Here is an 11,034-nt window from a genome sequence, read left to right as displayed (position 1 = left end):
CGACGTTCGGGGCAACAAGCGGTGATATTTAAAAGGGATAAACTATGGGAAGAGTCGCGCCTGTCGCCATCGTACTGGCATTTGCTTTGTTTCATCACCAGCCCCGGGGCGCAGAAGCGCCGCCAATGATTACATCCGAAGGATTAGCAACGGACCAGATGCTTCCTTCGTTGGATGGCTCCGCCGCTGAGTTGCCGCTCAGCGCCGCCGCGCCGGGCAACCTGACGCTCAATGACGCGGTCAATCGCGCCGTTAGCTGGCATCCTTCTATTCGCGAAGCCGTCGGCAAACTGCTCGCACAGAATGAACAAATAGAGGTCGCCAAATCGAAATATTATCCGCAAGTCAGCGCTGGTGTGAACAATGGGTACAGCAATACCTACACCGATCACGGGTATAGTCCCTCGCTGGTGCTGTCGGTATCGCAAATGCTTTATGACTTCGGCAAAGTGGCAAGCCAGGTTCGCGCCGAAACCGCAGGCGCAGCACAGCAACAGGCCAATGTGTTGCTCAGTATTGATACCGTCGCGCACGAAACCGCCAACGCCATTGTACAAACGCAGAGCTGGCAGCAAATGGTAGAAGCGGCGGAAGAACAGCTCGTCGCGCTGGACAGCATCGGTAAACTTATCCGGCAGCGCAGCGATGAAGGCGCTACGTCGCTATCTGACGTAGTGCAAACCGAAGCCAGAATCGAATCCGCCCGCTCGCAACTGGCGCAGTATCAGGCCAATCTCGACAGTGCGAAAGCCTCACTGATGAGCTGGCTGGGCTGGAATTCGCTTAACGGCATCAATAATGACTTCCCGGCGAAACTCGCTCGCAGCTGTGAGACGGCGACTCCCGACGATCGGCTGGTGCCCGCGGTACTGGCCGCCTGGGCGCAGGCCAACGTTGCGCGGGCGAATCTGGACTATGCCAGCGCGCAAATGACGCCGACGATTTCGCTCGAACCTTCTGTACAACATTATCTTAATGATAAATATCCCAGTCATGAAGTGCTGGATAAAACCCAGTATTCCACCTGGGTGAAAGTTGAGATGCCGCTTTATCAGGGCGGAGGGCTGACTGCCCTACGCAACGCCGCCAGCCATGCGGTAGACGCGGCTCAGTCGACCATTCAGCGCACCCGGCTTGATGTCCGCCAGAAACTGATGGAGGCGCGCAGCCAGGCAATGAGTCTTGCCAGCGCGTTACAAATCCTTCGTCGGCAACAGCAGCTTAGCGAACGCACGCGCGAACTGTATCAGCAGCAATACCTTGACCTCGGTTCCCGCCCGCTGCTCGACGTGCTTAATGCGGAGCAGGAAGTTTACCAGGCGCGTTTTGCCGAACTGCAAACGGAAAGCCAGTTGCATCAGTTGCAACTGAACTGTCTGTATAACACCGGCGCGCTTCGTCAGGCGTTCGCGTTAAATCATCGCAGCATTCAATCCGTGGAGATCCAGCCATGACCCGCGCCGCCCCCGATGTAGAAGAGGTACTCAGTGAGCGCGCGCTAAGCCAATGGGCGCAGGCCATCAGCTATGTCGCCGGTCATTATCGCGTTGCCTGTTCTCCCGGTTCAATTCAGGCCAACGCCCCGTGGTTTAGGGGTAAAAGCAGAACGACCGCCTTAACGCAGCTCGCGCGGCAGGCGGGTTTATCCTTTCACGCGCCGGACATAGACAAAACGGCATTTAGTCAGTGGCGATTGCCGTTGGTTGTCGAGCTCCGGGACAGGCAGTTATTGGTCATCGAGCATGTTAATGGCGAAGATGCGGTAGACGTTTTTGTGATTGAAGAAGAGGGTCAGCGTAACCGCCTGACGCTCAGCGAGTTATTGCCGGAGATCCTCTATGTTGCCGCGCTACGCCCGCTATCGGCGCTCAAGGATAGCCGCGTCGATCGCTATATCTCCCGCTTTAAACCCGACTGGATGCGCGAGCTGGTTCTGCAGGATATTCGCCCTTATTTACCGGTAATGGTCGCCGCCTTTCTGATTAACGTGCTGTCGCTGGCCGGGATTGTGTTCTCTATGCAGGTTTACGATCGAGTGATCCCCGCTCAGTCATATCCTACCCTGTACGTGCTCTCCTTCGGCGTGCTGGTAGCGGTGCTGTTCGGTTTTCTCCTGCGTGAAGCGCGTACGCACATTATGGACGTGCTCGGTAAACGCGCCGATATGCGCATTTCCGATCGGGTATTCGGTCATGCGTTAAGGCTGCGCAACAGCGCTATCCCCCGTTCCACCGGCAGTTTTATCTCGCAGTTACGCGAACTGGAGCAGATCCGCGAGATGATTACCTCTTCAACGCTGGCGACCATTGTCGATCTGCCTTTCTTTTTCCTGTTTATGATAGTCCTGGCGATTATTGCCCCACCGCTGGCATGGATAGCGCCCGTGGCGGCTCTGCTGATGATCCTGCCGGGCGTCGCACTGCAAAAAAGACTGTCTGTCCTCGCCAACCAGGCCGCCCACGAAGCGACGCTACGCAATGCAGTCTTGGTCGAAAGCGTTCAGGGGCTGGAAGATATTAAACTGATGCAGGCGGAGAACCGCTTTCTTCAGCAGTGGAATAGCTATATCCGTATTACCGGCGAGTCGGGTCTACGCACCCGCAAACTCACGCAAGGGCTTATCAGTTGGGGGATGTCGGTACAAAGTCTGGTGTATGCCGCAGTGATTATGTTCGGCGCACCGATGGTCATTGAAGGCAGTATGACTACCGGCGCCGTGGTCGCCGCGTCGATGCTCGGCTCGCGGATGATCGCGCCAATGGCTAACCTGTGCGGCGTGCTGGCGCGCTGGCAGCAGGTGAAAGCGGCGAAGATGGGTCTCGACAACATTATGCAACTGCCCACCGAAACACAGCATGACGATAGCCTGATACACCGCGACATCCTCCACGGGCATTACCTCTTTGAAAACGCTCAGTTTCGTTACCATAACGACGATCAACGCATACCGTTGCGCCTCGTGCGTCTGGAGATCATGCCAGGCGAGCGGATTGCGATACTGGGGCGTAACGGTGCGGGTAAATCCACACTTTTACAGGCGATGGCGGGCGGCCTGGAGATGATTCAGGGAGATGCCCGGCTTGATAATCTCAGCTTGTCGCACATCGATATGGCGGATTTACGCCGCAACATCGGCTTTCTTAGCCAGAACGCGCGGCTTTTCTTCGGCACCCTACGAGAGAACCTGACGCTCGGCGCGCCGCACGCCAACGATGAACAGGTTTTTGACGCGCTCGAAGTCAGCGGCGGCGCCGTCTTCGTCAGGCGGCTGGCAAAAGGGTTGGATCATCCCATTATGGAGGGTGGTAACGGCCTGTCCGGCGGGCAGCGTCAGTCCCTGTTGCTGGCGAGAATGCTGCTGCGCTCCCCCAATATTGTGCTACTTGACGAACCCAGCGCCTCGCTGGACGAGCATACGGAGCGAGAGTTTATTCAGCGGTTACATCAGTGGCTTGGCAATCGTACCCTGGTCGTTGCGACGCACCGGGTACCAATACTGGAGCTGGTTGAGCGTGTCATTGTCCTGAAAGAAGGACAACTGGTGATGGATGCGCCAAAAGCGCAGGCGCTTAACGCGGATCGGATGCAAAGTCACCGTCGGGAGTGGAAAAATGAAAATCAGTCAGCATGATGCCGCGATGGACGATCCCGATATTCAGCGTGAACGGGCGTTTTCCGGCGCGGGTCGTATTGTTCTGATCTGCTCACTGTTATTTCTCATTCTCGGCATCTGGGCGTGGTTTGGCCGACTGGATGAGGTTTCCACCGGCAACGGGAAAGTGATCCCCAGTTCACGCGAACAGGTTCTGCAGTCGCTGGATGGCGGCATTCTGGCGCAGTTGACGGTGCGGGAAGGCGACAGAGTTCAGGCTAACCAGATTGTCGCCCGGCTTGATCCGACGCGTCTGGCGTCCAATGTTGGTGAAAGTGCGGCAAAATATCGCGCTTCACTCGCCTCCAGCGCACGGTTAACTGCGGAAGTCAGCGACTTACCTCTCGCCTTTCCCGCTGAGCTGAACGGCTGGCCGGATCTGATTGCCGCAGAGACGCGTCTCTATAAAAGCCGCCGCGCGCAGCTGGCCGATACCGAAGCCGAGCTACGGGATGCGCTGGCGTCGGTTAATAAAGAGCTGACCATTACCCAGCGGCTGGAGAAAAGCGGCGCGGCCAGTCATGTTGAAGTGCTACGCCTGCAACGACAAAAAAGCGATTTAGGCTTAAAAATTACCGATCTGCGCTCACAATATTATGTGCAGGCACGCGAAGCGTTATCGAAAGCGAACGCTGAGGTCGATATGCTCTCCGCCATTTTAAAAGGACGCGAGGATTCCGTCACCCGCCTTACCGTGCGTTCGCCGGTACGCGGCATTGTTAAAAATATCCAGGTCACGACGATTGGCGGCGTGATCCCGCCTAACGGCGAGATGATGGAGATAGTGCCGGTAGACGATCGTCTGCTGATTGAAACCCGCCTTTCGCCGCGTGATATCGCCTTTATTCATCCCGGCCAACGCGCATTGGTTAAAATTACTGCTTACGATTACGCCATTTACGGCGGGCTTGACGGCGTGGTGGAGACCATTTCACCGGACACCATTCAGGATAAAGTGAAACCGGAAATTTTCTACTATCGCGTGTTTATCCGCACCCACCAGGACTATCTACAAAATAAATCAGGACGCCGTTTTTCGATTGTTCCAGGCATGATCGCCACGGTGGATATCAAAACCGGTGAAAAAACCATTGTCGACTATTTAATCAAACCGTTTAATCGCGCGAAAGAAGCGCTGCGCGAGCGGTAAATCGTTGAAGATAAGAAGATACGGGGGCTGGTCACGCGTGTCACAAGTCTGTTATACTTACCTTACACATTGGGGCTGATTCTGGATTCGACGGGATTTGCGAAACCCAAGGTGCATGCCGAGGGGCGGTTGGCCTCGTAAAAAGCCGCAAAAAAATAGTCGCAAACGACGAAAACTACGCTTTAGCAGCTTAATAACCTGCTTAGAGCCCTCTCTCCCTAGCCTCCGCTCTTAGGACGGGGATCAAGAGAGGTCAAACCCAAAAGAGATCGCGCGGATGCCCTGCCTGGGGTTGAAGCGTTAAAACGAATCAGGCTAGTCTGGTAGTGGCGTGTCCGTCCGCAGGTGCCAGGCGAATGTAAAGACTGACTAAGCATGTAGTACCGAGGATGTAGGAATTTCGGACGCGGGTTCAACTCCCGCCAGCTCCACCAAATAAAACAAGGGGTTACGTGAAAACGTAGCCCCTTTTTCTTTGGTAGTGGCGGCAAAATGGCGACAGCGTGTCGGACTGGCGGCAACAAAAAACCCGCCATTAAAGCGGGTTCTGTTCAGAAACTCATGTGGCCTTGACCACCTTTTCCCGGATGTGGTGGCGCAGAAGAAATTAGATTCGGTTTTATAATGTGCCGTACAAACGTTTCATGAGTAACGAACGTACAGCCACAATTTATATTTTGGCACTGGTTGTAACGTTCTTTTGTCGTAGCTGATACCTGAAAGCTGCTTCTGGTATGTGCTGCATGACCGCACTCTGGACAGTTCATCATTGCTGTTATCCCACCACTTTTGCCGTAATCGCAATAATGATACATCATCACTCAATATTGAGAACCAATTATTCAATTTCAAGATCATCAATCTTTACTTCAAGCTCCATGCTGGTCGTAAATCCATTATCCGGGCTGACAGAATGCGTCAGGGTGGTAATGGTCCATTCTGCATCATCAATCGGCTGCTTAAATCCCGTCACCTTCACCGGCATTTCCGTATAGAGATCAGCCCGCCCCTCAGCGAGCAGCAGGGAAAATGAAGCAACCCCGCGCTGCAGACGTTCCCACTGCATTTTTGCTGCGCGCTCTGCATTGCTCCGGTTGGCGTAGGTACGATTAAGAACCAACACGTTTTCATCCGTTCCCACCAGATAATCTCCCTGTTTTGCTTCCGGCTCTTTGGGGGTGGTGGCTTTCTTTCGACGACGCTTAACACGGGTTGTCTCTTTTTTCCTGGGTTCACGCGTATGCAACCAGCTGGCAATAACACCGGTATAGGCACCACGATCAGCAAGGGTGAACCGATGACCGTCACCGGCTTTGCGCGTGATGGTGATAACCGGCAGCTGCTTGCCGCTTGCCGTTCTTCCCTGTCCCTGCCGAATAAACAGCAAGTTCCCGTCTTTAACGGAAGCAATCGCCCCATACTGTCTCGCCAGTTTCATCAGAAAACTTGCATCGCTTTCATTGGTCTGGTCCATATGATCCAGCGCCTTATTCGTCAGGTCTTGACCCAGCGCCACTTTGAGGTTGTGCCGGGCGGCGATTTCCTTTACCACCTCCCCCACCGTTGTCTGATGCCATGATTTTTCGCGCCGTGTATTGAGGGTTTCACGAAAATCTGCGCTACGCGCCCTGATGGTCAGCCGGTCAGGGGCTCCGCTGTGTTCAATTTCATCTACGGTAAAAGCCCCTTTAGGGAAAAGCGGCTGGCCTTTCCAGCCCAACGCCAGCTGAATCACAGCCCCACGTCGCGGCAGGGCGATCAGCCCGTCGGCGTCGTCCAGCTCCAGATCAAGCTGGTCCGCTTCAAAGCCCCGGTTATCCGTCAGTGTCAGACTCATCAGGCGCGCGTCCATCACCGTCGTCACGTCTTTGCCTTCGATGGTGATACTGAAAGCCGGGCTTTTGCTGTTCAGATTCAGGAGATCAGAATTAACGTTCACTGCAGCAATCCTCCAACCGTGTTTTTGATACCTCCAATCGCAGAGGCTGCAGAATCCTGCAGGTTGCTGAGCTGGTCACTCAGACTCCCGAACATGTCAGAGAGCGACTCATCAACCCGTTTGAGGGTGATCGTAAACTCAATGCGCCTGGGCATTCCGCTGGCAAAAAACTCCGTCTTTGTCTGGCTCAGACTCTCAATAACAAACATGCCGTAAATGGTTCCACTGCCTTCAATCAAAGGCCATGCCTTGCCCAGTTCAGCCATTTGTTCAAGCGCCAGTAATGACAGTCTGCCGCCGGTCACTTCCGGCAGCAGAACCCCGGATAGTGTCAGTGAGTCGTTATCCGGGCCAAGAAACTGCGTTGACGGACGGCGGTTCACCCGGCTGTTGGCGGCGTGTCGCCAGCTGCGCTGATACTGCAGTTCCTGATAAGGGACAGTGCGCAGCATAAATACATATAAACCCAGTACCATCATCATGATTCATACCCCCCCTGATCGCTGAAATTGCTGCGCGCTTTTGCCCTGGCCCGGCGCTCCCGCTCGTCAAGCTGTCGTGCCACTTCACGGGCAATATCCTGCGCGTTCTGCCCAGGCTGAGCGACGATATGGATGGGCGCATTTATCTCATAACGAATAACCGGCGGCGGGCTATCTGCCTTAGCAAGCGGGGGCTGGTATGCCCTCGCAGGCAAACTGAACGGATGAAGCGGAACCGCTTTTGCAGGTGTCGCAGCTACCCCCATCACGCCAGCAACGACAGAGGCCAGCGCAGCAGTACGCCGCCTGCTGGTAACATTTGCCGGTCCGTTCACAATTTCAGGGCCATTTTCTCCGACAATGCCAAACTGCCCGCGTGGAATGATCCCGCCCGTGTCGTACATCCCCGCGTAAGCCGGGAACCCGCCTGGCGGCAGCACCACTTTGCCGTCACTGTTCACTGTGGCGGACTGCTGCTGCGTAACCTGCGCAGGTAGTTTCGCCTTTGCCGCCTCCTTACTGACAATACCGAGCTTTTCCAGCAGCCATGACACACCGGATTTAAGTGACTCAAGTGGGTGCATCACCCTATTCAGACCTTCCGCCAGCGCCTCACCAAACCGACGCCCCATTGCAGCTGCGCTGTTCAGTTCTTCGGCAGTGGATTTAACCGGGGTAAGTAAATCATTGAACCAGCCCCACAAGGCCTGCACCCTGTCACCAATCCACTGAAACACGGGTCTGAGCGGCTCAAAGGCGGCGCTGATGGGCGCAGCAGCGGCTCTGAACCCTTCCACCACGCCCCCCAGAAATGCACTAATGGGCTGCCAGTATTTCCAGATAACCAGCGCCACGCCTGCCAGTGCAGCCACAACCAGCCCTACAGGACTGAGCAGCGCACCCAGCAGGCTACCAACAGCAAATAATGCCACGCGCAGCAAAGCCAGCGGACCAGAGATCAACAAACGCAGCACGCTACCTGTACGTGTGGCAGCGGCGGCTGCAGAAGGTAACGCTTTAACTGACAGCATTGACAGGCCAAACCGGATAACCGCCAGCGGCCCTAGTACCGCAGCCACCGCCACTGCCAGCGCCCCCAACCCAACAGTAATGACTGCCGTAGCTGCCGCCACTTTCATCAGCGTGCCAGCCAGCACGGGATTCTGCTCAACCCAGCGACGCAACGCCCCGGTCACGCGCTTAACCATGCCCATAATATCCATCAGCGGCTGGCGCAGCGTTTCCCCCAGGCTGCTGAAAGCGTTTTGCGCGCCCGTCTTAACCAGCAACCACTGCGCAGACAATGAATCCTTGTTAATGTCGGATTCTTTCTGCATGGAGCCATTAGCACCACTGCCTGATGTGAGTTTCAGCTGGCGCTGCAGCTCCGGCAGGTTGTTAGCCAGCTTTGCCGCATCATCGCCAAACTCTTTGCCAAAAATCATTGTCATGGCTGACAGGCGTTTATCCTGCGGCAGATTGTTGACCTTCTCCAGAACCCGCTGAATTGTGCCCATGGCATCGGTGGTCATCTGCTTTTCAATCTCCGCCGGATTGAGTTGCAACAGATTCATGCCTTCAAAAAATCGTTTACTTTGCATGGTGGCAATGGACAGTTCACGCACCATGGCATTAGAGGCGCTGGCGGCGATTTCCGGGGCAGCCCCAAGAGAAAGGAATGTTGAACCCAGCGCCGCGGCCTTTCGGAAGTCAAGGCGGTCAGCCACGCCCCCCATACGCTGCAGGACGTTGATAATGTCCCCACCCTTTGACATGGCGTTATCGTCCAGGTAGTTCAGCGCATCGCCCAGTTGTTCAATATTGCGCGTCGGAACTTTATAGAGCTGCGCGATTTTCCCCAGCCCTTCTGCCAGTTCATCTGCGGGCAGCTCAAAGGCCGTTGCCGCTTTTGCCGCCGTGGATGCAAAAGCCAGCAGGTCACGTTTCTGCTCTTCGTAAGGATCGTCCTGATTGGTCACCCCCATGCGAGCACCACCTTCAACCAGCGCGGCATAGTCTATAGCGCCGTTCTCCATCGGCAGCTGTTCGCTGGCGGCCTTGATGGCATCCTGCATGTCATAAAACTGTTTTGTGCGGTTGCCATTATCGTCCCGCAGCCCGTTTATCTGCTTTGCCACGCCTTTCATGGCATCTTCCATGCTGGCGTAGCTCTTAACTGCCGCCACAACAGGTGCGCCCATTGCCACCCCCGCAGCCGTAGTGGTAGCCCCTGCCCCGGCGATGCGATCCCGCACCTCAAGACGGCGTGAATACTGATCGCGGACGGCGTTCATTCGCGCCTGCTGTTCGCCCAGGCGTTTAAGGGATTTCTGCTGCCGGTCCAGGGCCTGCCGGGTTTCGTCGGCATTCTGCCGCAGTTCCCGCTGCGCACTACTGAGCTTTTTCGTGTCCAGCCCGGCTTCATTGAGCGCAAGACGCTGGCGCTGCACCGACTGACGTAGACCGTTATATTTGCTCTGTAACTCCGTAACGCGGTTTTTTGCCTGCTCAAGCAACCGTGCCTGCGCCGCCGTCGGGCGGTTGGTGGCAGAGAATTGCGTGGCAAGTTTTGCAGCTTCTTCGCGTGCGGCTTTCAGGCTGTTACCGGTGACTGCCAGCTGCGCGCTGGCCTTGCGGAAACCGTCAATGCGGCCCGCCTTAGCATCTAATTCTTTTAAACGGGCGCGGCTTTGCTGAATCGTTGTAGCCAGCTCTTTTGAGCTGGCCTGCGCGGATCGAAATGGGCGGGTGAGCTTGTCAACCGCATTAAGAATCACCTGCAGACGCAGGTTATTGTCACTCATCGCTGGCCCCGCTTCGCTGAATTGCCTTATGCCGCCACGCCAGCACCTCAGTCAGCGGCATAACGTCAGTGATGGATGGCGACCAGTGAAAGATGGTGGCGATGTCCGCCACAAGATCATCAATCGTCAGGCTGTCGGTAAACCGGCAAGCACCGACTTCTTCAACAAAAAAGTCACCACCTCTACCGACAGCGCGGTGAGATCGGCGGGGTCCAGCTCTGCCATTTCCTGCGCGGTCAGCGTCGGGGTGGAGATTCGTGGGATCACAGTCATCATTGCGCCCACGTCCATATCCATAATGGCCTGCAGACGGGTGCCACGCAGTGCGCCGGACTGAGGCTTGCGCAGCACAATTTCGGTAATTTCAGCTTTACCGCGCATGATGGGAGTATCCAGTTTTACGGTCTTTTCAGTCAGCTTGTCGCTCATGTTCGTATCCTGTTAATGAAATACTGGCGCGGCTGCCCGCGCCGTTAAGGTTAATCAGAGGCCGAGGGCATTACGGTGTGCTTCCATCAGGTCCACGCCGCCAACGATTTCTACCATGTTGACCAGATCGACCTCATAGAGCACCTCACCATTAATGGTCAGCTTCGCGTAGCTGTTGGTACTGCTGACTTTGGTGCTGCTGCTCTCGCCGGTTTTCCACTCGCCGGAATCCACTTCTTTATGGCGCCCGCGCACAACCAGCTCAACGGCCTGCACTTCGCCGGTATCGTCACGCTGAATGGAACCGGTGAAACGCAGCTGGATGCCGTCAACGGTTGCCTTGCCCATCTGCTTGAATAACAGCAGTTCGGTGCCGCCGATTGAAAATTCCGTGTCCAGTGCGCCGTCATCCAGCCCCATGTCCACATCCACTGCGCCCGGCATACCGCCGCCGCGATACTTCTCAAACTTGCGGGTGAATTTCGGCAGGGTCAGAGACTCAACGATCCCCTGCCAGTTGTTCCCGTCGTTGAACAGGTTCAGGTGTTTTAACTTGCGTGGTAAAGCCATGATTCCCC

General features: G+C 55.7%; 10 protein-coding genes and 1 other RNA gene. 4 read left to right on the top strand and 7 right to left on the bottom strand.

Annotation, left to right across the window (positions count from 1 at the left end):
* Positions 1 to 44 precede the first annotated feature (44 nt).
* The 4 genes from NA197_RS07805 to ssrA all read left to right on the top strand — a co-directional run bounded on the left by NA197_RS07805 (position 45) and on the right by ssrA (position 5,236).
* Positions 45 to 1,454, top strand: a complete 1,410-nt coding sequence (locus tag NA197_RS07805; RefSeq protein WP_064043307.1) for a TolC family outer membrane protein — start codon at positions 45 to 47, stop codon at positions 1,452 to 1,454.
* The gene (locus NA197_RS07800) at positions 1,451 to 3,631 is read left to right on the top strand and encodes a type I secretion system permease/ATPase (protein WP_064043308.1); all 2,181 of its coding nucleotides are present in this window, start codon (positions 1,451 to 1,453) and stop codon (positions 3,629 to 3,631) included. Before NA197_RS07805 ends, NA197_RS07800 begins: the two co-directional genes overlap by 4 nt.
* 7 nt (positions 3,632 to 3,638) lie before the next feature.
* A complete protein-coding gene (locus NA197_RS07795; RefSeq protein WP_000342601.1) occupies positions 3,639 to 4,802 on the top strand; it encodes an HlyD family type I secretion periplasmic adaptor subunit in 1,164 nt (387 codons plus the stop codon).
* Positions 4,803 to 4,873: 71 nt separating this feature from the next.
* Positions 4,874 to 5,236: a transfer-messenger RNA gene (ssrA, locus tag NA197_RS07790) on the top strand.
* A 117-nt stretch (positions 5,237 to 5,353) separates the two neighbouring features.
* On the opposite strand, the gene NA197_RS07785 is transcribed toward ssrA, so the two are convergent.
* From NA197_RS07785 to NA197_RS07755, 7 genes are all read right to left on the bottom strand, one after another.
* Positions 5,354 to 5,572: an ogr/Delta-like zinc finger family protein gene (locus NA197_RS07785; RefSeq protein WP_000980498.1), complete on the bottom strand. Its 219-nt coding sequence runs from the start codon at positions 5,570 to 5,572 to the stop codon at positions 5,354 to 5,356.
* 68 nt (positions 5,573 to 5,640) lie between these two features.
* A complete protein-coding gene (locus NA197_RS07780) occupies positions 5,641 to 6,741 on the bottom strand; it encodes a phage late control D family protein (RefSeq protein WP_006501166.1) in 1,101 nt (366 codons plus the stop codon).
* Entirely contained in the window at positions 6,738 to 7,223 is a 486-nt protein-coding gene (locus tag NA197_RS07775; RefSeq protein ID WP_000980409.1) for a phage tail protein, read from the bottom strand. Before NA197_RS07775 ends, NA197_RS07780 begins: the two co-directional genes overlap by 4 nt.
* Positions 7,220 to 10,027, bottom strand: coding sequence for a phage tail tape measure protein (locus NA197_RS07770; RefSeq protein ID WP_080157491.1), 2,808 nt, complete (start codon positions 10,025 to 10,027; stop codon positions 7,220 to 7,222). The genes NA197_RS07775 and NA197_RS07770 overlap by 4 nt, the downstream gene beginning before the upstream one ends.
* Positions 10,020 to 10,139, bottom strand: coding sequence for a GpE family phage tail protein (locus NA197_RS07765; RefSeq protein WP_000763316.1), 120 nt, complete (start codon positions 10,137 to 10,139; stop codon positions 10,020 to 10,022). The genes NA197_RS07770 and NA197_RS07765 overlap by 8 nt, the downstream gene beginning before the upstream one ends.
* Positions 10,140 to 10,153: 14 nt before the next feature.
* On the bottom strand, positions 10,154 to 10,456 hold the full coding sequence (locus NA197_RS07760) for a phage tail assembly protein (protein WP_001280962.1): 303 nt from the start codon (positions 10,454 to 10,456) through the stop codon (positions 10,154 to 10,156).
* Positions 10,457 to 10,510: 54 nt separating this feature from the next.
* Positions 10,511 to 11,026 (bottom strand): phage major tail tube protein, encoded by a 516-nt coding sequence (locus tag NA197_RS07755; RefSeq protein ID WP_001207652.1) that lies wholly within the window; start codon positions 11,024 to 11,026, stop codon positions 10,511 to 10,513.
* Positions 11,027 to 11,034 lie beyond the last annotated feature (8 nt).

This window comes from Salmonella sp. NW884 (assembly GCF_051700745.1).
GTDB classification, from domain to species: domain Bacteria; phylum Pseudomonadota; class Gammaproteobacteria; order Enterobacterales; family Enterobacteriaceae; genus Salmonella; species Salmonella enterica.
Note: the sequence above shows the minus strand (reverse complement) of the source record. Positions and strands in the feature narration are given on the sequence as shown.